This window comes from Pseudomonas sp. Fl4BN1, assembly GCF_009908285.1.
Lineage (GTDB): Bacteria > Pseudomonadota > Gammaproteobacteria > Pseudomonadales > Pseudomonadaceae > Aquipseudomonas.
On the sequence record NZ_JAAARM010000019.1, the window covers coordinates 1 to 21,621 of the forward strand.

Annotated in this window: 22 protein-coding genes and 1 pseudogene; 8 read left to right on the forward strand and 15 right to left on the reverse strand. The window is 58.6% G+C overall.

Annotated elements, in window-relative coordinates; genetic code table 11:
• Window positions 1-184 (forward strand): hypothetical protein (locus GV818_RS34260; RefSeq protein WP_218586300.1); only part of this gene is annotated, 184 nt, incomplete at its 5' end.
• Window positions 185-204: 20 nt separating this feature from the next.
• Here GV818_RS34260 and msrQ read toward each other — a convergent pair.
• The 9 genes from msrQ to mrcB form a co-directional block, all read right to left on the reverse strand.
• On the reverse strand, window positions 205-825 hold the full coding sequence (gene msrQ, locus GV818_RS20735; protein WP_161759245.1) for a protein-methionine-sulfoxide reductase heme-binding subunit MsrQ: 621 nt from the start codon (window positions 823-825) through the stop codon (window positions 205-207).
• The gene (gene msrP / locus GV818_RS20740) at window positions 825-1,838 is read right to left on the reverse strand and encodes a protein-methionine-sulfoxide reductase catalytic subunit MsrP (RefSeq protein ID WP_161777382.1); all 1,014 of its coding nucleotides are present in this window, start codon (window positions 1,836-1,838) and stop codon (window positions 825-827) included. The genes msrQ and msrP overlap by 1 nt, the downstream gene beginning before the upstream one ends.
• Before the next feature lie 63 nt (window positions 1,839-1,901).
• Complete coding sequence (pssA, locus tag GV818_RS20745) at window positions 1,902-2,759, reverse strand: CDP-diacylglycerol--serine O-phosphatidyltransferase (protein ID WP_161759247.1); 858 nt, start codon at window positions 2,757-2,759, stop codon at window positions 1,902-1,904.
• A 146-nt stretch (window positions 2,760-2,905) separates the two neighbouring features.
• Window positions 2,906-3,922 carry a ketol-acid reductoisomerase gene (ilvC, locus tag GV818_RS20750; protein ID WP_003228216.1) on the reverse strand — a complete coding sequence of 339 codons (1,017 nt, stop codon included), beginning with the start codon at window positions 3,920-3,922 and terminating at the stop codon, window positions 2,906-2,908.
• Window positions 3,923-3,967: 45 nt separating this feature from the next.
• Entirely contained in the window at window positions 3,968-4,459 is a 492-nt protein-coding gene (gene ilvN / locus GV818_RS20755; RefSeq protein WP_161759248.1) for an acetolactate synthase small subunit, read from the reverse strand.
• 2 nt (window positions 4,460-4,461) lie between these two features.
• A complete protein-coding gene (locus tag GV818_RS20760; RefSeq protein ID WP_161777383.1) occupies window positions 4,462-6,186 on the reverse strand; it encodes an acetolactate synthase 3 large subunit in 1,725 nt (574 codons plus the stop codon).
• 546 nt (window positions 6,187-6,732) lie between these two features.
• Window positions 6,733-7,068, reverse strand: coding sequence for a YqcC family protein (locus GV818_RS20765; RefSeq protein WP_161759250.1), 336 nt, complete (start codon window positions 7,066-7,068; stop codon window positions 6,733-6,735).
• The gene (locus tag GV818_RS20770) at window positions 7,068-7,814 is read right to left on the reverse strand and encodes a tetratricopeptide repeat protein (protein ID WP_161759251.1); all 747 of its coding nucleotides are present in this window, start codon (window positions 7,812-7,814) and stop codon (window positions 7,068-7,070) included. Before GV818_RS20770 ends, GV818_RS20765 begins: the two co-directional genes overlap by 1 nt.
• Before the next feature lie 16 nt (window positions 7,815-7,830).
• The gene (gene mrcB, locus GV818_RS20775) at window positions 7,831-10,155 is read right to left on the reverse strand and encodes a penicillin-binding protein 1B (protein ID WP_161759252.1); all 2,325 of its coding nucleotides are present in this window, start codon (window positions 10,153-10,155) and stop codon (window positions 7,831-7,833) included.
• Between the two features lie 115 nt (window positions 10,156-10,270).
• On the opposite strand from mrcB, the gene GV818_RS20780 reads away from it, so the two are divergent.
• The 4 genes from GV818_RS20780 to GV818_RS20795 all read left to right on the forward strand — a co-directional run bounded on the left by GV818_RS20780 (window position 10,271) and on the right by GV818_RS20795 (window position 13,580).
• On the forward strand, window positions 10,271-11,827 hold the full coding sequence (locus tag GV818_RS20780; RefSeq protein WP_161759253.1) for an AAA family ATPase: 1,557 nt from the start codon (window positions 10,271-10,273) through the stop codon (window positions 11,825-11,827).
• 93 nt (window positions 11,828-11,920) lie between these two features.
• Window positions 11,921-12,265 (forward strand): pentapeptide repeat-containing protein, encoded by a 345-nt coding sequence (locus GV818_RS20785; protein WP_161759254.1) that lies wholly within the window; start codon window positions 11,921-11,923, stop codon window positions 12,263-12,265.
• Window positions 12,266-12,493: 228 nt separating this feature from the next.
• Entirely contained in the window at window positions 12,494-12,766 is a 273-nt protein-coding gene (locus GV818_RS20790; protein ID WP_161759255.1) for a TfoX/Sxy family protein, read from the forward strand.
• 13 nt (window positions 12,767-12,779) lie between these two features.
• A complete protein-coding gene (locus GV818_RS20795; RefSeq protein ID WP_161777384.1) occupies window positions 12,780-13,580 on the forward strand; it encodes a Crp/Fnr family transcriptional regulator in 801 nt (266 codons plus the stop codon).
• A 233-nt stretch (window positions 13,581-13,813) separates the two neighbouring features.
• Here the strand turns inward: GV818_RS20795 and GV818_RS20800 are convergent.
• From GV818_RS20800 to GV818_RS20815, 4 genes and pseudogenes are all read right to left on the reverse strand, one after another.
• A pseudogene (locus tag GV818_RS20800) lies at window positions 13,814-14,664 on the reverse strand (ChaN family lipoprotein).
• Window positions 14,665-14,684: 20 nt separating this feature from the next.
• Complete coding sequence (locus GV818_RS20805; protein WP_161759258.1) at window positions 14,685-15,452, reverse strand: heme ABC transporter ATP-binding protein; 768 nt, start codon at window positions 15,450-15,452, stop codon at window positions 14,685-14,687.
• Entirely contained in the window at window positions 15,452-16,435 is a 984-nt protein-coding gene (locus tag GV818_RS20810; protein ID WP_178125042.1) for a FecCD family ABC transporter permease, read from the reverse strand. Before GV818_RS20810 ends, GV818_RS20805 begins: the two co-directional genes overlap by 1 nt.
• Window positions 16,436-16,485: 50 nt before the next feature.
• A complete protein-coding gene (locus tag GV818_RS20815; RefSeq protein WP_161777385.1) occupies window positions 16,486-17,361 on the reverse strand; it encodes a heme/hemin ABC transporter substrate-binding protein in 876 nt (291 codons plus the stop codon).
• Window positions 17,362-17,577: 216 nt separating this feature from the next.
• Here GV818_RS20815 and GV818_RS20820 point away from each other — a divergent pair, with 216 nt between their 5' ends.
• Window positions 17,578-17,895 (forward strand): Rieske (2Fe-2S) protein, encoded by a 318-nt coding sequence (locus GV818_RS20820; RefSeq protein WP_161759261.1) that lies wholly within the window; start codon window positions 17,578-17,580, stop codon window positions 17,893-17,895.
• Here the strand turns inward: GV818_RS20820 and sfsA are convergent.
• Both sfsA and GV818_RS20830 read right to left on the reverse strand, forming a co-directional pair.
• Window positions 17,892-18,605, reverse strand: coding sequence for a DNA/RNA nuclease SfsA (gene sfsA / locus GV818_RS20825; RefSeq protein ID WP_161777386.1), 714 nt, complete (start codon window positions 18,603-18,605; stop codon window positions 17,892-17,894). The genes GV818_RS20820 and sfsA overlap by 4 nt on opposite strands.
• On the reverse strand, window positions 18,605-19,777 hold the full coding sequence (locus tag GV818_RS20830) for a pyridoxal phosphate-dependent aminotransferase (RefSeq protein ID WP_161777387.1): 1,173 nt from the start codon (window positions 19,775-19,777) through the stop codon (window positions 18,605-18,607). Before GV818_RS20830 ends, sfsA begins: the two co-directional genes overlap by 1 nt.
• A 338-nt stretch (window positions 19,778-20,115) precedes the next feature.
• Between GV818_RS20830 and dksA the strand changes: the two genes are divergently transcribed.
• Together dksA and gluQRS are read left to right on the forward strand one after the other, a co-directional pair.
• Window positions 20,116-20,556 (forward strand): RNA polymerase-binding protein DksA, encoded by a 441-nt coding sequence (gene dksA / locus GV818_RS20835; RefSeq protein ID WP_011063504.1) that lies wholly within the window; start codon window positions 20,116-20,118, stop codon window positions 20,554-20,556.
• Window positions 20,557-20,723: 167 nt separating this feature from the next.
• Window positions 20,724-21,608, forward strand: coding sequence for a tRNA glutamyl-Q(34) synthetase GluQRS (gene gluQRS, locus GV818_RS20840; protein WP_368668951.1), 885 nt, complete (start codon window positions 20,724-20,726; stop codon window positions 21,606-21,608).
• The last annotated feature ends 13 nt before the right edge of the window (window positions 21,609-21,621 follow it).

The window sequence follows — 21,621 nt, forward strand, 5'->3', positions numbered from 1 at the left end:
TTTTTCACCGCTTTCGACCGAGAGGATCGAATCGTTAATAAGGCTAAAACTCACTGCCTTACCAACTCCTTCTGGCTTCGATGAACTGAAGCGTAACCGCTGCCGAAAACTGCGTAACTCGTTGAATCTCAAGGAGTTTTCCGTTTCGACTGCGCCGGAAGTGGGGCGAATTATAGACGTGTAGAATCTGCCGTCAACCCCTAATTACACTTTTGTTGCAGAAGCAGGCCGCTTAGCCAATAAACGCGGGATTCTGCACATTACCACCGGGATTCGCAGCCCCAACAAAAGAGCGCCTATAAAGGCATACACAGCCCACTCTTTAAGATCCGCCCGCACAATCCATAGCATGTGCAGCAAACCCAAGCCAAGAATGACGTAAACCAACCGATGCAGCGCCTTCCATCGACGCCCCAACAGACGCTGGCTATATCTATTGGAGGTAACCGCAAGCATCAACAGTCCGAGAAACCCCAGGCTCCCGACAATAATGTACGGCCGCTTACGCAGCTCAACCCCCAGCTGCGACCAATCCAGACCAAGAATAAACACTGCATAGGCACTTAGATGCAGCACTACATAAGCAAAGCACCACAAGCCAAGTTGCCTGCGAACCATAATCCACCCTGCCCAGCCGGTTAGCTTCTGCAACGGTGTCATGCCCAGAGTGACCAGCAACAGTATCAAAGTACCCAATCCCAAACGATCAACCAGTACCTTTCCAGGGTCCGGCCCCAGCGCCAAGCTCCAGGCCTGGTACAACCAGAGCAAAGGCCAGATGGAGATCATGACAAATACACCAATACGCCAGATGGGATAACGCATCAGTAATTCTTCCGCAGATCCAGGCCGCTATATAAAGAAGCAACCTCGTCCGAGTAGCCGTTGAACATCTGCGTCTCGCGGACGTTCGGACTGAACAGACCACTCGGCAAGCGTCGCTCCCGCGCCTGAGTCCAACGCGGATGATCAACCGTGGGGTTCACGTTGGCGTAGAAACCATACTCATCGGAAGCAATACTCTGCCAGGTCGTCTTCGGCTGCTCTTCCACCAGACTGATACGCACAATCGACTTGATGCTCTTGAAGCCATATTTCCATGGCACCACCAAACGCAGGGGCGCGCCATTCTGATTGGGCAACTCGCGGCCATACATGCCCACGGCAAGAATCGCCAAAGGATTCATCGCCTCATCCAGACGCAACCCCTCGACATAAGGCCAATCAATCAAAGCAAAACCCGAGCGCTGGCCTGGCATACTCTTGGGGTCCTGAAGGGTTTCAAAACGAATAAATTTGGCTTTGGAGGTCGGCTCAACCTGCTTAAGAAGCTCAGAGATCGGAAAGCCTATCCACGGAATAACCATCGACCAGGCTTCTACACACCTAAGACGGTAGATTCGCTCTTCCAACTGATAGGGCTTCATGAAGTCCTCCAGCGCGTAGCGTCCTGGCTTTCCAACCTCCCCATCCACAACGACAGTCCAAGGCTCGGTTTTCAGCGCACCGGCATTCGCAGCAGGGTCGCCCTTATCCGTACCGAACTCATAGAAGTTGTTGTAGTGCGTCGCATCCTTGAACGGCGTGATCGCCTCATTCTTGGCGGTGACGGCTTGCCAATGGGTCGCCGGGAGTTTTTGAGCAAACCATGACGGCAGCTTGCCGGGCTCAACATCGGGGTAGCGACTCGCCTCTTCGGCACAGCCCCAACTGGGCAAGCTGCTAGCCGCCAGGCCAACAATGGCACCACCCAACAGGCTGCGACGAGAGAAATACAGGGATTCAGGCGTGACGTCCGACTCTTTGCAGTCAGACGACTTGGGGACTTGGATCAGCATGACAACTCCGCAGTATTGGAGAACAGATGTACCAATAGACTGCGGAGTATGGGGGAAATTACATCACTCGGTGCTTTTGCGCCGACGCAGATGCAACAAGTACTGAACCGGGCCCGAAGCTGCATAGGCAAGGAAGACAAGGAGCAGAATACGTGGCGGATCGCTGAACACCACGGCAAAGACCAGCACCACCGCCAGGATCGCTACAAAAGGCACGCGCCCTTTCAGATCCAGATCCTTGAAGCTGTTGTATTTGATGTTGCTGACCATCAGCATGCCTGCTGCCGCGACCATCAGTGCCACCAGGAACGACATCTTCGAACCTTGGATACCGTAGTCACTGAAGGCCCACACAATACCGGCCACCACGCCCGCCGCCGCAGGGCTGGCCAGACCGATAAAGTAACGCTTGTCAGCGGTCCCCACCTGAGTATTGAAACGCGCCAGGCGCAACGCAGCGCCAGCAACATAGATAAAGGCAACCATCCAGCCGACCTTGCCCATATCACCCAGGGCCCAACCGAAGGCCAGCAACGCCGGCGCAACGCCAAACGCGACCATGTCCGACAAAGAGTCGTACTCGGCGCCGAAGGCGCTCTGGGTGTTGGTCATACGGGCGACTCGCCCATCCAGGCCGTCGAGCACCATGGCGACAAAAATCGCGATGGCGGCAAAGGCGAAATACTTGCTCGCCCCTGCCGTATCACCGGCGCTCAATGCACTCTGGGCACTCATCGAACTGATGATGGAATAGAACCCCGCGAACAGATTCGCAGTGGTGAACAGATTCGGCAGAAGATAGATACCACGATGCCGGACTTTACGGCCTTCAGCGTCATGCCCTTCTTCGACATGCTCATCGATCGGTAGCAGGCTTTCGGCGTCAGAGGCCTGGTTTGGCTCTTCGGGACGTTCGCTCATGGACAATACCTTGCAACGGTGTGAATAGTTTCGACAGATACCCAGGACCGCGATTCGGCCACAAAGGATCCAGCTTTATACCAGAACCTACCCGCCCAAACGAAAAAACGCGGCCTAGGCCGCGTCTTTCCTGACAAAACTCGAACTTAGTTCTTGGCTTTGTCGACGATTTTGTTAGCACCGATCCACGGCATCATCGAGCGCAGTTGCTCACCGATGATTTCGATACCGTGAGCAGCGTTGTTACGGCGCTTGGCGGTCATCGATGGGTAGCCGGTAGCACCTTCGCTGATGAACATCTTCGCGTACTCGCCATCCTGGATGCGCTTCAGAGCGTTGCGCATGGCCTGACGGGATTCAGCGTTAATGACTTCAGGGCCAGTCACGTACTCGCCGTACTCGGCGTTGTTGGAGATCGAGTAGTTCATGTTGGCGATACCGCCTTCGTACATGAGGTCAACGATCAGCTTCAGTTCGTGCAGGCACTCGAAGTAGGCCATTTCCGGCGCGTAGCCAGCTTCAACCAGGGTTTCAAAACCGGCCTTGACCAGCTCGACGGTACCGCCACACAGAACAGCCTGTTCGCCGAACAGGTCGGTTTCAGTCTCGTCCTTGAAGGTGGTTTCGATGATGCCGGTACGGCCGCCGCCTACGCCAGCAGCGTAAGACAGAGCAACGTTCTTGGCGTTGCCGGAAGCGTCCTGGTAGATGGCGATCAGGTCAGGGATGCCGCCGCCCTTGACGAACTCGGAACGCACGGTGTGACCCGGTGCTTTCGGCGCGATCATGATCACGTCGAGGTCGGCACGCGGCACAACCTGGTTGTAGTGGATCGCGAAGCCATGGGAGAAGGCCAGGGTGGCGCCCTTCTTGATGTTCGGCTCGATTTCATTCTTGTACAGGGAAGACTGGAACTCGTCCGGAGTCAGGATCATGACCAGGTCGGCAGCAGCAACAGCGCTGGCAACGTCGGTCACTTTCAGGCCATGGGCTTCAGCCTTGGCAACGGTAGCCGAACCTTTACGCAGGCCAACAGTCACGTCAACGCCGGAGTCTTTCAGGTTGCACGCTTGAGCGTGGCCTTGGGAGCCGTAACCGATGATGGCGACTTTCTTGCCCTGGATGATCGACAGGTCGCAGTCTTTATCGTAGAAAACTTTCATGAATTTCCCCTATATCAGGCCGTTCCGGCCATTCGCTAATTTGGTTTAGATGCTGAGTACTTTGTCGCCGCGGGCGATACCGGTTACGCCGCTACGGACGGTCTCCAGAATCGAGGCGGTGCCGACGGACTGAATGAAGCTGTCGAGCTTATCGCTGGTACCGGTCAATTGAACGGTATACACGCTAGCGCTGACATCAACGATCTGCCCACGGTAAATATCGGTAGTGCGCTTAACCTCGGCGCGCTGGGCACCAGTGGCCTTGATCTTGACCAGCATCAGTTCGCGCTCGATGTGAGCACTTTCCGACAGGTCAACCAATTTGACCACTTCGATCAACTTGTTCAGGTTCTTGGTGATCTGCTCGATGACCTCATCATGGCCGACAGTAGTCAACGTCAGACGCGACAGAGTCGGGTCTTCTGTAGGCGCCACAGTCAGGCTTTCGATGTTGTAGTTGCGCTGCGAGAACAGGCCAACTACACGAGACAGAGCACCCGGTTCGTTTTCCAGAAGCAAGGAAATAATGTGCCGCATGATTAAGTACGCTCCGTCTTGCTCAGCCACATATCGCGCATGGAGCCGTCTTTGATCTGCATCGGGTAGACGTGCTCGCTGGTGTCGACCGAAATATCAATCACCACCAGGCGATCTTTCATGGCGAACGCCTCTTCCATCTTCGACTTCAAGTCTTTCGACTCGGTGATGCGCACGCCGACGTGACCATAGGCTTCTGCCAGCTTGACGAAATCAGGCAGCGACTCCATATAGGAGTGCGAATGACGGCTGCCATAACTCATGTCTTGCCACTGGCGAACCATACCCAGAACACCGTTGTTCAGGATGACGATTTTTACCGGCAACCCGTACTGCAGGCAGGTAGACAGTTCCTGAATATTCATCTGGATACTGCCCTCCCCCGTTACACAAGCAACGTCGGCATCCGGGAAGCTCAACTTGATGCCCATGGCAGCCGGGAAACCGAAGCCCATGGTGCCCAGGCCACCGGAGTTGATCCAGCGGTTCGGCTTGTTGAACTTGTAGTACTGCGCGGCGAACATTTGGTGCTGACCCACGTCGGAGGTCACAAAGGCATCGCCCTTGGTCACTTCGCACAGGGTTTCGATCACAGTCTGTGGCTTGATGATGCTGCCATCGCCCTTATCGTAAGGGAACAGGCCGCGATCACCGCGCCACTCATCGATCTGCTTCCACCAGCTCGCGACCGCATCCTTGTTCGGGGTCTCGCCGATTTCCTTGAGGGCCGCAACCATTTCGGTCATGACGCTCTCCACCGGGCCCACGATAGGTACATCGGCCTTGATGGTCTTGGAGATGGACGCCGGGTCGATATCGACATGGATAATCTTGGCGTTCGGGCAGAACTTCGCCGGGCCGTTGATAACCCGGTCATCGAAACGCGCGCCGACTGCCAGGATTACGTCAGCATGGTGCATCGTCAGGTTGGCGGTGTAGCTGCCGTGCATGCCGAGCATGCCGACGAACTGCCGGTCGGTACCGGGGTATGCGCCCAGGCCCATCAGGGTGTTGGTCACTGGCAGATTGAGCATCTTGGCCAGTTCGGTCAGCGGTGCGGAACCGCCACCGAGGATCACTCCGCCGCCTGCATAAAGCACAGGACGCTTGGCCGCCAGGAGCATTTCTGCTGCCTTGCGAATTTGCCCGGAGTGACCGCGCACAGCCGGGCTATAGGAGCGCAGCTTGGCTTTCTTGGGAAAAACGTATTCGAACTTTTCAGCCGGGTTGGTCATGTCCTTGGGGATATCGACCACCACCGGGCCAGGACGACCGGATTGCGCCAGATAGAACGCCTTCTTCATGACTTCCGGGATTTCCGAAGCGTGCTTGATCATGAAGCTGTGCTTCACGATCGGCCGGGAGATACCGATCATGTCGGTTTCCTGGAACGCATCGGTGCCGACCATGGTGCTAGGCACCTGACCGGAAATGATCACCATTGGAATCGAGTCCATATAGGCGGTGGCAATACCGGTAATGGCATTGGTCGCACCCGGGCCGGAAGTCACCAGTACCACACCGGCTTTACCGGTGGCACGGGCATAGCCGTCAGCCATATGGGTTGCCGCTTGTTCATGACGAACCAGGATGTGAGTCACTTCCGGTTCTTTGAACAGGGCATCGTAAACATGCAGGAGAGCACCACCCGGGTACCCGTAGATATATTTGACGCCTTCGTCACGCAAAAAGCGGACGAGCATCTCACCGCCAGATAAAAGCTCCACGTTGTTCACCTCTAAAACGCCAGAATACCGCCCTCAAAAGGGAGCGGGTCTTAATAGGTTTACTTCTCAGCAGAGCATGAGCGACGGTAGTCGCCGACTACGTCAGCACTGACTGAGCAAGTATTGGGAGCCCCCCAAAGTGTTGCGGGGTTTTCCCACCCAGCGCGAGGTAACGCGTTGCGGGTGTAGCACTTCGGCGCGGGTGTGCGCCTCATGATCTGCTGAGTGGGTCTGCTTCTGGCAGTCCCTCTACAGCGGACTTTGGATTCTTCTGTTTCGTCCTCTTCAAGTCAAGTCGTCTATGTAGCTAATTCGAACTAAGCGCATGAGAACGCAAGAAAAAACCTCAAAACAACAACTCTCTGCGCTTCAATTGCGCAATCTCCAACAAGCAAATCAGAATTGCGAACCTTGACTTTATTCACAGACCTATTGAACGGCCCAGGTCCTGAACCTGATGCATAAGGAGAAAGCCCCGCGGTAGCGCCAGACGAGAACACACAGGGCTATAGGGAACGACTGCCAGGTGAACCTGGCAGTCCAGCGTCAGCGAGTAGCTACGATGAGCTGATCAAACTCTTTGAGCAGAGCACGCAACTGCTGGTCGCGCCCCTGCATGGGACGGGTAGAGAACACCATCTCGGCCATTTCCTGGATACCGGAAGCATTGGGCAGCGGCAGATCCTGCTCCAGGATCATCTTCATGCGAGGCAGGAAGATCCACTGCAGCCATTGCTCGAACTCCAGCGTATCCACGGCAAAAGGCTGGGTACTGGCCAAAGATTCGGCACTGGGCGCAACGTCACCCCACAAGCCCTGCAATCGCAGTTCGCGCTCGATCAACAGCAGGTGCTCGGCGATTCTCGGAAAACGCATATCCATCACAGCGAAACCCGGGCTTTCTGACGGGCCTGGGCCGCACCAGCGGCGTCGCCCTGCTTTTCACGGGCTTGAGCGATCAACTCCCACAAGCTCGCCTGAAGATCGGGACGACCGCCAGAGAAGCTCAGACCGCGACGGGCAAACTGCTCTGCTTGAGGAGCATCGCCCTGGGCCATTCTCACCTGAGCCAGACGGTACAACACCTGCGGCTCGCGCGGCGCCACACGCTGAGCGCGTTCGAGACTGGAGGACGCGCCGTTCAGATCACCACTGGACTGCTGTTGCTGAGCAGTGGTCAGCAACGCCAATACCGGGCCGTCCAGCTGTTCATCGGCCGACAAGCCACCCGCACGGGCCGAAGGAATGCCACTCGGCGTCGAAGGCATATTGTAGGTGCCCTGGTTGATCGGAGCCGACTGATAACTCGAACCATCCACCGGTCCCGGTGTAATAGGGCCAGAAGTGACAGGACCCGGAGTAATCGGCGAACTGCTGATCGGCGCCGAGGCCGTTGCACCGCCGCCAGGGACCATCACCACGACTCCGGAGTCTGCCGGAATCGCCTGAGCCTGGGCTTGCGCCGGACGCTTGATAGTCGTCTGACGAAAACCTCCAGAGGCGGAAATTCGCTCACTGTTGGACACGGCGGTCCCAGAGTCCACGACGGGAATGGAACCGCGCTGCACACTGGCGCAACCGTTGAGCAACGCCAGCGCTGTAATAGCTGGAACCCACCATTTGTTCACGTCAAACCCTCATCGCTTAGTTCATCCAGCCTTTGACCCAATCCATCACCGAATCACCACCTGCCGGGGTTTCACCACCGCAAGAGGCGCCGGGAGGCGGTTCGCTGCCGCGAATATACGGCATCTGCACCGCGCCCGGACAGTTGGCGTCGGAGCCCTGCCCCGTACGCGAATCAATCCAGGCCTGGACCACGTTGTCCGGCTGCGGCATGTCCAGTGGCAATGGGTCAGCCTTGCGCATGAAACTGGTCCAGACCTGCAAGGCACCGGTGGCACCGGTAAACGGTGTCTTGCCGTTATCGTCGCGCCCCAACCAGACCACGGCCAGCAAGTCCTGGCTGAAACCGGCGAACCAACTGTCACGGGAGTCGTTACTAGTACCGGTCTTGCCGGCAAGCGCCAAGGTCTTGGGCAATACGTTGTACACCGAGCTGCCCGTGCCTTCACGCATCACCCGCTGCATCGCACTCTGGATCAGGTAGATCGACCCAGCATCGAATCGCTGTTGAATCTGGAACGGATAGCGCTTGAGCGGCTCGCCTTCGGCGGTCAGCACGCTGCGAATCCCGCGCATTGGCGTATTGAAACCGCCATTGGCCAGCGTCTGGTACATGGTCGCCACTTCGATCGGGCTCATGCCCCCCGCGCCCAGCAACATCGAAGGAAATGCCGGGAACTCCCGGGTAACCCCCAAGCGCCCAAGGGTCTTCAACACATTGGGTACGCCCACTTCCAGACCGAGCCGCGCAGTGGACAGGTTGTAGGAGTGGGCCAGCCCCTGATAGAGGAAAACCGTACCGTGGGAGCGCCGATCATAGTTCTGCGGCTTCCAGACTTGGCCATCCGCACCTTTTACCGAGAACGCCTCATCCGAGAGCCAACTGGTCAAGGTGTACTGACTGGGCTTTTCCAGAGCGGTCAGGTAGACCGCCGGCTTGATCAACGAGCCGATCGGGCGCACCGCATCCAGCGCTCGGTTGAATCCGGCGAAACTGGCCTGGCGACTACCGATCATGGCTTGGACTTCACCGGTTTCCGGATTGGTCACGACCATCGCCGCCTCGACGTCTTCCGAGCCCTTGCGACCAGACAGGCGCTTGAAGGTATCGTTGACCGAGGCTTCCGCCTTCATCTGCAGGATCGGATCGAAACTGGTGAAAATGCGCAGGCCTTCTTCGGTCAAGTCTTCGTCGCGGTAGTCCTGCCGCAACTGGCGCTTCACCAGGTCGAGGAAACCCGGGAACGAGCTGTCCGCCAGACTGCCACGTTTGGTCACGCCCAAGGGCATGCTCTTCGCTGCGGCAACCTGCTCCGCCGTGGCCACGCCCTGTTGCTCAAGCAAATCAAGCACCAGGTTACGCCGCTCCAGTGCACGCTCAGGGTAACGCCGCGGGTTGTAATACGAGGGGCCCTTGACCATCCCCACCAAGAGCGCCACCTGGTGCAACTTGAGTTCGGACAGCGGCTGACTGAAAAAGAACTGACTGGCCAGGCCGAAGCCATGCACTGCACGCTGGCCATCTTGACCGACGAAAACTTCGTTGAGGTAAGCCTCAAGGATTTCGCGCTTGTCGTAATGCAACTCCAACAGCAACGCCATCATCGCTTCATTGAGCTTGCGTGACAGGCTGCGCTCGTTGGTCAGGAAGAAGTTCTTCACCAACTGTTGGGTCAGGGTACTGCCGCCCTGGCGCATCTGGCCCGACGACGTGTTGACCCAGATCGCTCGAGCGATCGACTTCGGCGACACCCCGAAGTGCGAATAAAAGTCACGGTCTTCCACCGCCACCAGGGTTTCCAGCAGATATGGAGGGACCTGATCGATCTTGATCAGAATCCGGTCTTCAAGATTCTTAGGGTACAGACCACCGATCAACAGCGGCTCCAGACGCACCACCGCCAGTTTCGCGCCCTTGCTGCCGGAGAGTTCAGCCACATAGTCGCCGGAGAAACGCACACGCACGGGCTGCGCCTGCTCCAGCCCTTCATAGAACTGGAAACCGCGGGTATTCAGGTCAACGGTATTGCCGCTGACCGCCGCAGCGCCGGGGCCGTTGGCGACACTTTCGCGACGATAGCCCAGGGCATCGAGTTCCGTCAGGAAGTCGTCTTTGCTGAGCTTCTGTCCGACGAACAGCTCCAGCGGACGTGCATAGACCTTGGCCGGAATGGTCCAGCGCTTGCCGGAGAACTTCTCCTGGACCACAGCATCAAGGTAAATCGCAAAGCCGGCGAGCACCACCAAACCAACCAGACTGAGCTTGAGCGCCCAGCCCAGCCAGGGGCGCAGGCCACCAGACGAAGTTTTTTTAGCGGAACGAGGGGATCGGGTACGAGTCATGGCGGCGGATTATACGCACTTTATTCATCCTCAACATGTGCCGCCCGAGGTTTGCCTTAGCGCTCTCAGCAGCCATAATGACGCCCTCGATTTTCCCGACTCTGAAGGATCGCCTGTGAGCCAGTCACTGATCGCCGCCCTGCAAAACCCTGCTTTGTATCCTCATCCCGTAGACGGGTTTCAGGTCATCGAAACCCACATCTCCTGGGTTCTGCTCACCGGCCCCTTTGCTTATAAAGTGAAGAAGCCGGTCAACTTCGGCTTCCTCGATTTCACCAGCCTGGATGCTCGCGAACATTTCTGCGGTGAAGAGCTGCGATTGAACCAGCGCCTGACCGATGATCTTTACCTGGAAGTGCTGCCGATCACCGGCAGCATTGAGGCCCCTGAACTGGGCGGCAGCAGCCCGGTCATCGAATACGCGTTGAAAATGCGCCAGTTTCCTCAAAGCCAGTTACTCAGCACCCTGCAGGCCAACAGCGAACTGACCACCGCACACATCGACGAGATGGCCCAACAGATCGCTCAATTTCACCTAAACGCTCCCAAGGTTCCCGCCGCTCACGAGGCTGGCACTCCAGACAGCGTAATGGCGCCGGTGCGCCAGAACTTCGAACAGATCCGTCCGTTTCTCAGCGACAAGGCCGACCTGCAGCAACTCGAAGCCCTGGAAGCCTGGGCAGAGGCCAGCTTCGAACGTCTCAAGCCATTGCTGGCCCAGCGCAAGAGCGAAGGTTTCATCCGTGAATGCCACGGCGATATCCATCTGGGCAACGCCACGATCATCGATGGCAAAGTGGTGATTTTCGACTGCATTGAATTCAACGAGCCTTTTCGGTTCACCGACGTGTATGCCGACACCGGTTTCCTCGCCATGGACCTGGAAGACCGCGGCCTGAAAAGCCTTGCTCGGCGCTTCATCAGCCAGTACCTGGAACTGACCGGTGACTATCAAGGCCTGGAGCTGCTCAACTTCTATAAAGCCTATCGCGCCCTGGTACGCGCCAAGGTCAGCCTGTTCAGCATGCCCGCCGACGCCACCCCGGTGCAGCGCGCCACCACCCTGCGTCAATACCGCAACTACGCCAACCTGGCAGAAAGCTACAGCACCATTCCATCGCGCTTCCTGGCTATCACCTCAGGTATTTCGGCGGTCGGCAAAAGTCGCGTTGCCATGCGCCTGGTTGAAGCTCTCGGCGCCATTCGCCTGCGCTCCGACGTGGAACGCAAGCGCCTGTTCGGCGAACAGCAAGTAGCGAACGACCCGCACGCTGGCATCTACAGCAGCGAAGCCAGCAGTACTACCTACGCACGCCTGCATGAAATCGCCGAAACCATCCTGCGCGCCGGCTTCCCGGTCGTGATCGATGCCACCTACCTCAAGCGCGCCCAACGGGATGCCGCTGCCAAGGTTGCCGAAGCCACTGGCACGCCTTGCCTGATCATCGACTGCAATGCTCCTGAGGCGGTGGTTGCCAGCTGGTTGGCGCAACGCCAGGCCGATCAGAACGACCCTTCCGACGCCACCTTAGAAGTGATCGCCAATCAACAAGCCACTCGCGAAGCCCTGACAGACGAAGAACTGCTGCGTAGCAAACGCATCGAAACCAACGAAAGTGGCAGCCTGGATGCCCTGGTTGCCAACATTCGTCAGCGTCTCCCGGGCCTGTAAGCGATTATTTCAGCCGTGAAGTGGCAAAGACTTCACGGCTGAAAAATAGTGGCACTATACTGGCGTCATAAATCCAACACCGGTGATGTCACCATGAGCCAACCGAAACTTCTCGACACTCCGCTCTACGCCCTGCTGCATAAAGACGACATCGTCGGTTTCAACCGCGAACGTCCAAAGGATCACCCCGTAGACATGCGCGGCGGCGACTTCCGTGGCCTTGATCTGCGCGAACTGAACGCCCAGGGCATCGATTTCACTGACGCCTACTTCCGCTCGGCGGATCTGCGTGGCCTGGACCTGCGAAACGCCTCCATGGAAGGCGCCAGCCTCGCCCATGCGCAGATTTCCGGCGCCTACTTCCCGGTCGAACTGACTGCCGATGAGATTCTCATGTCGGTCAATTTCGGCACCCGCCTGCGCTACAACACCCGCTGAGCTTCCTGCCCCTCTATGTCCGGCGCACTGTTCAGGCCGGACTATAGACTTCCTCTCTCGCCTTTCCCCCGCCCCTGCAAGGCCTGGGCACGTCTTGTTGTCGAGCCTTGATTCATCGGCCTTAGAAGCATTTGCGCCAAACCCGACCAAAGAACAGCGCGTTTTCTGCTGAGCGCTACACTCCTGTGAGGCTACCCACACACCATTCGGCCATCGCCAGGAGGCTTAATGAATGATGAACTGCAACACCTGAAAAACCTTGGCAAGACATCCGCACAATGGCTGCATGCAGTGGGTATCCATAGTGCTTCCGACTTGCGTCGCCTGGGCGCGGTGGACGCCTACCGAGCGGTGCGTACCCGCGGTTTTCGTGCGTCGAAAGTCCTCCTCTACGCCATCGAGGGCGCGCTGATGGACATGCATTGGAACGATCTCCCCATTGAGCGCAAAGAGGCGTTGAACAGACAGTTGGATGCCATTTCCACTCGTCATAAAAACTAACTGGCAGATCCTCATGTATCTATTGGGAGAACAACCGGATTATGCCGACGCCCTGATCAATCGGCTGCAAAGCATCCCGACTCAATTGCTGGAAGGTCTCTCGCCCAGTGATCCAGTGCTGGAGCTTGAGCCCATGGAGGATCTGTCCCGCGTATTGCCAGACCATCAGCTGTTCCTGCTGGAAAGTGGCGTGATCCAGGCCAGTGTCGAAGAACGGCCCTTGTTCTACCTGCATGAAGGCGATCTGGTCGGGCTGCGTCGCGGTATCGAACACCCACAATGGCATCTGAATTGCGATACACCATTGCGTCTGATCCCCTACCTGAGGGCTGAAGTATTTCGGCATGTCTACGCTGACGAGCAACGCTCGGAACTGTTTCTGCAGTACCTGATCGGCCAGACCGCCCTGCTCTCCGATGCAATCGCCCGCTTGAAACCTCCGCAATTACGTAGCAACAACGGCTTCAAACGCGTGGAGACGGGCGAACTGCTGATTGCCCAGGGCGATGAAGCTGATCACGTGTTTGTGATACTCGAAGGCCATGCACAAGCCTTTGTCGACGGTCACAAGGTCGGCGATGTACCCAAAGACGAAATTTTCGGCGCCATGGCCATCTTTACCGGAGAGAAACGCAGCGCCAGCGTGATCGCCAGTGAACCGAGTACAGTCATGCTGATTCCCAAGGAGCAGTTTCTCAGCCTGACTCAGAGCAATCCGCGGATCGCCCACAGCCTGATCGAAAGCATGGCCCGGCGCATCGACCTGCTGAACAAGGAAGTCACCCGGCTCATGACCTTGAACACCCCGGAATAAAGGCTGGTTTACCGGTGATCCAAACAAGCGTTCGGAGAAATATGCGGAAACTGAAAAAGCTTTGTTGACTTCGAAATGAGAATCGTTATGATTATCACAACTGGTCGCGAGATCAGTCGATAACCTGGAAGACCAGTGGTTCGGACTCTCAGATTATCTCCTCATCAGGCTAATCACGGTTATTTGACCCGGCTCTTGCCGGGTCTTTTTTTGCCCGCGAAAAAGTACTGCAATCAAGGTCTGAGTTGCGCGCAGTAATCCTTGTCCGGCTGGGGCGGCATATACCAGACAAAGTCGGCGGCCGAGGCGAACACCTGGCTGCCCTGCTCCGCCAGGAGCAACACTGCAACGCTCTGCGTCTGATCCAGATCCGCCACATGCAAAGGCACGCCAAGATCCTTGCGCCCGTGAAATGTTCCGGCAAACAGCAAGGCCGGGATCGGCGCAGCCAGAAGTCGCTCGGCCATACGCCGATCCCGTTGCTGCTGCACCGCCAGCATCGCCGGTACCTGACTCTCGGGCAGCAAGCCACAGTGCGATTCACGGATTTGTGTGGATAGGGCTTCGGTCACTGCACTGGCATTGGCCCGCCCTCCGGGCAGCCGCGGCGCCTGAGCATAGATCCCACGTACTTCCTGACGATCCAGATTGGCCGCCAGCAACGGATACGGCTGCACCAGGGCATAACTCACCAAGAGGCCGTAGAGACTCCAGTCCCAACCCGATTGCCAAGCCAACAAGCCCGGCAGGCCATCAGGCAAACGTCGCCCGCCAAGAGAGCCCTTGAGCGCATCGACTCGTGGCTGCTGATCAGGGTTGAGCATTTCCAGCAGCAGACTGCCTTGGGGTCGATCCAGGGCCATCGAGCGCAATAGCCACAACTGCAGGCATTATCGTGCTGTTCGCCAACGATTACTCGTGGAGCGCGCGCCAGGCGCTCCACCAACTCGGCTGGGCTCAATACCTCGCCACTGCGCAGATCGATAATGTTTCCAGGAGCCCCTGCCACAGGAGGTGGCAAAACTCCAGGCGTGCTGTGACAGGCTGCCAGGAGCATTGCCATCAGGAGCAGAAGTGGGCGCATCAAGTCTTCCCCCTCTCAGTTCAGCGGGCGATGACCAAGGGGTGCCCGCGCTCAGGGTGCGCCTGCACCAGAACCTCCAGGCCGAACACGGCTTTCAAGGGTTCAGGACGCAGAACCGTGGCCGGAGTCCCCAATGAATGAGGTCGGCCCCCCTCAAGCAACAGCACACGATCACAGTAACGCGCCGCCAGATTCAGGTCGTGGAGAATGACCAGCACTCCCGCCCCGCGATCGGCGAACGCTCGAACGGCTTGCAAGGTGATGTGCTGATGCAATGGATCGAGGGCCGAAGTAGGCTCGTCGAGCAGCAAGTTCTGCCCCGCCTGCCCGGGCCATAGTTGGGCCAGGACCCGCGCCAGATGCACCCGCTGTCGCTCGCCTCCGGACAACGCCAGGTAACTGCGCCCCCAAAGATGCGCGACATCGGCCGCCTCAAGCGCGGCACTGACTATCTCCTCATCGCGCACGCGGCCACTCTGGTGGGGCAAACGTCCCAGCCCCACTACTTCCTCGACCCTGAACGCAAAATCCAGGCTCGATGCCTGGGGCAGAACGGCTAGGCGTTGCGCACGCAGTCCACCCTCCCACCGCGCCAGTTCTTGCTGATCCAACAACACCCGCCCCTGATGGGCCGCCAACTCACCACTCAAGGCCCCGAGCAAGCTGCTTTTACCCGCGCCATTGGGCCCCAATACCCCCAGCACTTCACCTGGCAACAACTGCAGGTCAATGCCTGCCAACACTTCTTTGCCGCCGCGCCGGACGTGCAGATTCTCTACTTGCAACATCAGGCGCGCCCTCGCAGCAACAGGTACAAAAAGAAAGGTGCGCCGATAAAAGCGGTGACAATACCAATAGGCAGTTCAGCCGGCGCCAGCGCCAGGCGCGCCACCAGATCGGCCAACAGCAACAGGCTGGCTCCCGCCAGGATTGATGCTGGCAGCAAAGTACGATGATCCGGCCCAGACAACAGGCGCACCAGATGCGGCACCACCAGGCCAACAAAACCGATCATCCCTGCCGCCGCGACGGCGGCACCAACGCCCAGAGCAGTACAAAACACCAGTTCGCGCTTGAGCCCTTCGACATCGATGCCCAGGTGCTTGGCCTCGGACTCGCCCAGCAGCAGCGCATTCAACGCCTTGGCGCGGCGCGGCAGCCACAGCGCGACGCCTACCGTCACCAGCAACAGCGGCCACAGGCGCTGGTAACTGGCACCGTTCAGGCTGCCCAGGTTCCAGAAGGTCAAAGTACGCAAGGTAGCGTCATCCGCCAGGTAGGTGAACAAACCCACCGCCGAACTGGCCAGGGCGGTCAACGCGATCCCCGCCAACAGCATGGTCGCGACATGAGTCTGGCCATTGCGCCGACCCAGTCGATAGACCAGTGCCGTCACCCCCAAACCACCGAGAAAGGCACAAATTGAGAGCAGGTAGGGACCGATGACCTCCGGCAAGCCACCAAACATCGAGCCCCCGACAATAGCGATGGCCGCGCCCAGCGCTGCACCACTGGACACGCCTACCAGCCCCGGATCTGCCAGGGGGTTGCGAAACAGCCCCTGCATGGCCACGCCAGAAAGGGCCAGCACGCCCCCCACGGCCAAGCCGAGCAGGGTCCGCGGCAGGCGAATCTGCCCAAGGATCAACTCCGCCTGCTCCAGTCCTTGCCCGTCTATGGGTAAACCGAGCAGCCGCAGGGCAGCGCGCAAAGTATCGAACAACGGCAGGCTGACCGGCCCCAGGGCCAGGGACAACCAGATGGCCAGCAGACACACAGTCCCCAGGCCGAGAAACAACGTACGAGGCTTGACCAGACGACTCATTGGGCAGACTTGGCCAAAGGATAGAAAGCTGTCGACAGGCGTTTCAGGCTGTCCGGCAAGCGTGGGCCCAAGCCTCCCACCAACAAGGTTGGATCAAGCTCGACCATTCGCCCCGCTTTGGCCGCCACCGTGGACGCCAGCACCGGGTTCTCCTTGAACAGCGCGGCACGTGCCGCTTCACCGCTCAGGCTGCGGTCGGAGAACACCAGGACATCTGGATTCAATCCCGCCAGGGACTCCACCGAAAACGGTTTGTAACCCGTATGAGTCGCCAGATTGCGCCCGCCAGCCTGCTGCAATAACCAGTCTGCCGCAGTGTCCTTGCCTGCAATCAGTGGCTTGCCGCCGGCATGTCCGAGCAACAGCAGTACCCCGGGCGCGGCTTGTTGCGCCTGAGCCTGGGAAACCCAGGTCTTCTGCTGTTCGAGTTGCTGCTGATACTCCTCAAACAGTTTTCCGGCCTGCTCCTCACGACCCAGGAGCTGCCCCAAGTGCTGCAAGGTGTGCTGCAGGGTCGGCAGATCTGCATGGGCAGAAAACAGCTCGACCTTGACCCCCGCGCTGCGAATCTGCGAAAGCACTGGCGGCGGCCCCATTTCTTCGGTTCCCACCAGGATCTGCGGCCGCAGGCTCAAGATCCCCTCCGCCGACAACTGGCGCTGATAGCCGATACTCGGCAAGGCCTTGAGTGATTCCGGATACTGGCTGGTGGTATCGACGCCTACCAGTTTCGACTCAGCGCCCATGGCTGCGACCCACTCCGACAAGGCCCCACCAGCACTGACCCAGCGCTGTGGCAACTCATCGGCGGCGGCCCATGGGCTCACCAGCAATCCGGCACAGAACGCAATGGCGCTGGCACTCAGGCGCATAAGAACATTTCCTATATAGAAGTGGGCCCGCGAAGCGGCTGTCCATGTGACATACCAAGCAGTCCAGGCATCAAAATGAGCAGGCGCCCCATGACGAGCGAGGCGGCCATTTGATAATTGTTTTCATTTGACCGTCAAGCGCTGACATGTTTCATCCTGCAGCCACGGAAAACTGTGACAGTCCAGACGCAGAGCCTTTGGATCATGAGGATAGACATGAAATTTCTGTGCGCCGGGAGCGATCTGGCCGAAGCCAGCAGCCGAGGTTTCCAGCTTCAGGGCTTGAAACTCTTTGCCGTGCGCCGCGAGGGCCAAGCTTATGTTTACGCCAATCGCTGCCCGCACCGGGGAGTGGCTTTGGAGTGGCAACCCGATCATTTCCTCGATCCCAGCGCCAGCCTGATCCAGTGCGCCACCCATGGCGCACTGTTTCTGATCGAGAGTGGGGAGTGTGTGGCCGGGCCTTGCGCCGGCCAGTTCCTGGAGGCGGTTGACTGCCGTGAAGACAGTCAGGGCATCTGGGTCGCTCTCTAGCCCTTCAGCAGCACCTCAAGGCGCCGGTCGATAAAAACCTCCTGGGCGGTCAAACAGACACCATAAGCCAGCACCTCGACACCAGCCGCCTTCGCGTCACGCAGGGCGGCGGCATACCCCGGGTCGATTTCCTCTGCTGGACGTACTGCATCTATCCCCGAGAGGTTGACGCAATACAACTGAACCGCACGTACCCCCTCGCGCGCCAGGCTCGCCAACTCACGCAGGTGCTTGGCGCCACGTTGGGTCACGGCATCGGGAAACGCCGCAACTGACGAGCCATCGAAACCCAGGGTGACACTTTTGACTTCAACGTAGGCCGGACCGTCCGGGTAATCCAGACGAAAATCGATGCGGCTGTTTTCCTGCCCATAAGGCACCTCGCGCTTGAGCCCGGTGAACCCGTTCAATTCACTGATCAAGCCAGCCCGCAACGCTTCCTCAACCAGCCCGTTGGCCCGTCCGGTATTGACGCAGGCCAATCGACCTTGGGGCGTCTCGCTGATTTCCCAAGTGCCTGGCAGCTTGCGCTTGGGATCATTGGAGCGGCTGAACCAGACCTGCCCGCCCTCGACCATGCAATTGAACATCGAACCGGTATTGGGACAGTGGATAGTCAACTGCTCACCCGCAGTGGTTTCGATGTCTGCCAGAAAGCGCTTGTAACGACGCAGCAGGCGCCCTTCCTCTAGGGGCGGATCGAAACGCATCAGCCTTGCCAGCTCTGCAGGCCACGGGCGATACGCGCCACAGCTTCCTGCAGGCGCTCCAGGCTCTGGGTGTAGGCAAAGCGCACGTGATGGCCGGCCTGATGGCGGCCAAAATCCAGGCCTGGGGTAAAGGCCACATGCTCGGTTTCCAGGAAATGGCGGCAGAAAGCAAAGGCATCGCCACCAAAGGCACTGATATCGGCGTACAAGTAGAACGCCCCTTCAGGCTCAACGGCGATACTGAAACCCAGCTCGCGCAAAGCGGGCAGCAGGAAATCCCGACGGCGACCGAACTCGCAACGGCGCTCCTCCAAGATACTGATGGTTTGCGCCTCAAAACAGGCCAGGGCCGCATACTGAGCCATGCTCGGTGCACTGATGTAGAGATTCTGCGCCAGCTTCTCCAGCTCACCCACAGCCGCTGGCGGTGCTACCAACCAGCCCAGGCGCCAGCCAGTCATACCGAAATACTTGGAAAAACTGTTCAAGACAAAAGCGCTGTCATCGACTTCCAGTACGCTGGCAGCGTCGGTGCCATAGGTCAGGCCGTGGTAGATCTCATCCACCACCAGGTGCCCATTACGCGCCTTGATCGAAGCGGATAGCCCCGCCAGCTCATCGCGACTGAGGACAGTGCCAGTGGGGTTCGCCGGTGAGGCGACCAAGGCCCCGACGCTGTCCTGGTCCCAGTAGCGCTCCACCAGGTCCGGGGTCAGTTGATAACGTACATCCGGCCCCACTGGCACCAGTTGTGCCGCGCCTTCCACCAGGCGCAGAAAGTGCCGGTTGCACGGATAGCCCGGGTCGGCCAGCAGCCAGTGCTTGCCTGGGTCTACCAACAGGCTGCTGGTCAACAGCAACGCGCCGGAACCACCGGGAGTGATCATGATCCGCTCGGGGTCGATGTCCAGACCATAACGCTGCTGGTAGAAGCCCGAGATTGCCGCCCTGAGCTCAGGAATGCCACGCGCCGGGGTGTAGCGGGTCTTGCCTGCGCTCAGCGCGGCCTGCCCGGCCTGGATGATCGGCTCGGCGGTGGTGAAGTCCGGCTCGCCGATCTCCAAGTGAATCACGTCGTGGCCGGCGGCTTGCAGTTCATTGGCACGGGCCAACAGGGCCATGACATGGAAAGGTTCGATAGCGCGACTGCGCGCACTGTAGGGCAGAGCCATTAGCCTTCCTTCATTCAAGGGGGAGCAAAAGTCCGATTCTACCCATCCGATGAAGCCTGGGAGAACCCAACGCCTTCCAAGCGGTCTGCTGCGTTACGTCAATTGGCGCAAACAGAACTTGCAGACTTGACTAAAATCAACGATTGAACAGACCGATCAACAAGCCATACCAGACTTTCCCCGTTGCTACAGGCTATGCAGGACATAGGCTCGACAACCGGGAGTAGCGCGCTCTGGTTTGATCTGGTAAGTTCGCCCGCTTGCAGCCGCAGGGCCGGCAAGTGTCGGAGATGGAGCAATCCTGCGCAATGGATTACAAGAGTAGAGGCGGTCCATTCATGCCCACCCAAGCAAAGCAACAGATTCAATCGATCAGCGGTTTTGAACCTTATGTTGAAACTGCGGGCGAAGAGTACATGGGCAAGCCCATGCGCGAGCACTTCACCAAGATCCTGAACAAGTGGAAACAGGACTTGATGCAGGAAGTCGACCGCACTGTTGATCACATGAAAGACGAAGCAGCCAACTTCCCTGACCCGGCTGACCGTGCCAGCCAGGAAGAAGAGTTCAGCCTTGAACTGCGTGCCCGCGATCGTGAGCGCAAATTGATCAAGAAGATCGACAAGACCCTGCAATTGATTGAAGACGAAGAGTACGGCTGGTGTGAGTCCTGTGGCGTCGAGATCGGCATCCGCCGCCTGGAAGCCCGTCCAACCGCCGATATGTGTGTCGACTGCAAGACCCTGGCAGAAATCAAGGAAAAACAGGTCGGCAAGTAATCGCCGGCTTGAACCTGAAACGGAGCGTAACAACGCTCCGTTTTTTGTTTCTGCGATTCCCTTTTTGCCTCCCTCAGCAGGCAAGGATTTGCTCGTAATGATGCCCCTCTTGAGCGCCTCGTCACCTCGGGGCCAGACGAAGTAACATTCGCTCTATGACTGCCTCCATACCCTCTTCGTACATCGGGCGCTTCGCCCCTACTCCCAGTGGCTACCTGCACTTCGGCTCGCTGGTTGCTGCCCTCGCCTCTTACCTTGATGCACGCGCCGTTGGCGGCCGTTGGCTATTGCGCATGGAAGACCTCGACCCGCCCCGGGAAGAACCCGGCGCCCAAACGGCGATTCTCAAGGCCCTGGAAAGCTACGGCTTTGAATGGGACGGCGAAATGATCCTTCAGAGCGACCGCCACGACGCCTATGCCGAGGTACTCAATCGCCTGTTCAACCAGGGCCTGGCCTATGCCTGCACCTGCTCGCGCAAACAGCTGGAGCCTTACCACGGCATTTACCCGGGGCTGTGCCGCAACCTCGGCCATGCCCAGGCAGACGCGGCGATCCGCCTGCGGGTACCAGAGCTTGAGTACCGCTTCGTCGACCGGGTCCAGGGGGAATATCGCCAGCACCTGGGCCGTGAAGTCGGGGACTTCGTGATCCGTCGTCGTGACGGCCTCTACGCTTATCAACTGGCCGTGGTGCTCGACGACGCCTGGCAGGGCATCACCGATATCGTTCGTGGCGCCGACCTGCTGGACTCCACACCGCGTCAGCTGTACCTGCAAGAGCTACTCGGACTGACCCAGCCTCGCTACCTGCATGTTCCGCTGATCACCCAGCCAGACGGCCACAAACTAGGCAAGTCCTACAGGTCGCCACCATTGACCGAGGACCAGGCTCCGCCCTTGTTGCTGCGCGCGTTACGTGCATTGGGCCAGGAGCCGGCGACCGAGCTCAATGATGCCAGCGTGGCAGAGATCATTGCCTGGGGTATTGCCCACTGGGATGTCGCCCTGATTCCTCGCACACTGAGCGTGGCAGAAGCGCAATTAAGCTGACGCCCCTTGCAGC

Excerpts from the sequence above, each read along its gene's own strand:
- msrQ (WP_161759245.1), bottom strand. The coding sequence starts at position 825 with ATGCGTTATCCCATCTGGCGTATTGGTGTATTTGTCATGATCTCCATC.
- msrP (WP_161777382.1), bottom strand. The coding sequence starts at position 1,838 with ATGCTGATCCAAGTCCCCAAGTCGTCTGACTGCAAAGAGTCGGACGTC.
- pssA (WP_161759247.1), bottom strand. The coding sequence starts at position 2,759 with ATGAGCGAACGTCCCGAAGAGCCAAACCAGGCCTCTGACGCCGAAAGC.
- ilvC (WP_003228216.1), bottom strand. The coding sequence starts at position 3,922 with ATGAAAGTTTTCTACGATAAAGACTGCGACCTGTCGATCATCCAGGGC.
- ilvN (WP_161759248.1), bottom strand. The coding sequence starts at position 4,459 with ATGCGGCACATTATTTCCTTGCTTCTGGAAAACGAACCGGGTGCTCTG.
- GV818_RS20765 (WP_161759250.1), bottom strand. The coding sequence starts at position 7,068 with ATGGATATGCGTTTTCCGAGAATCGCCGAGCACCTGCTGTTGATCGAG.
- mrcB (WP_161759252.1), bottom strand. The coding sequence starts at position 10,155 with ATGACTCGTACCCGATCCCCTCGTTCCGCTAAAAAAACTTCGTCTGGT.
- GV818_RS20785 (WP_161759254.1), top strand. The coding sequence starts at position 11,921 with ATGAGCCAACCGAAACTTCTCGACACTCCGCTCTACGCCCTGCTGCAT.
- GV818_RS20790 (WP_161759255.1), top strand. The coding sequence starts at position 12,494 with ATGAATGATGAACTGCAACACCTGAAAAACCTTGGCAAGACATCCGCA.
- GV818_RS20795 (WP_161777384.1), top strand. The coding sequence starts at position 12,780 with ATGTATCTATTGGGAGAACAACCGGATTATGCCGACGCCCTGATCAAT.
- GV818_RS20805 (WP_161759258.1), bottom strand. The coding sequence starts at position 15,452 with ATGTTGCAAGTAGAGAATCTGCACGTCCGGCGCGGCGGCAAAGAAGTG.
- GV818_RS20815 (WP_161777385.1), bottom strand. The coding sequence starts at position 17,361 with ATGCGCCTGAGTGCCAGCGCCATTGCGTTCTGTGCCGGATTGCTGGTG.
- GV818_RS20820 (WP_161759261.1), top strand. The coding sequence starts at position 17,578 with ATGAAATTTCTGTGCGCCGGGAGCGATCTGGCCGAAGCCAGCAGCCGA.
- sfsA (WP_161777386.1), bottom strand. The coding sequence starts at position 18,605 with ATGCGTTTCGATCCGCCCCTAGAGGAAGGGCGCCTGCTGCGTCGTTAC.
- GV818_RS20830 (WP_161777387.1), bottom strand. The coding sequence starts at position 19,777 with ATGGCTCTGCCCTACAGTGCGCGCAGTCGCGCTATCGAACCTTTCCAT.
- dksA (WP_011063504.1), top strand. The coding sequence starts at position 20,116 with ATGCCCACCCAAGCAAAGCAACAGATTCAATCGATCAGCGGTTTTGAA.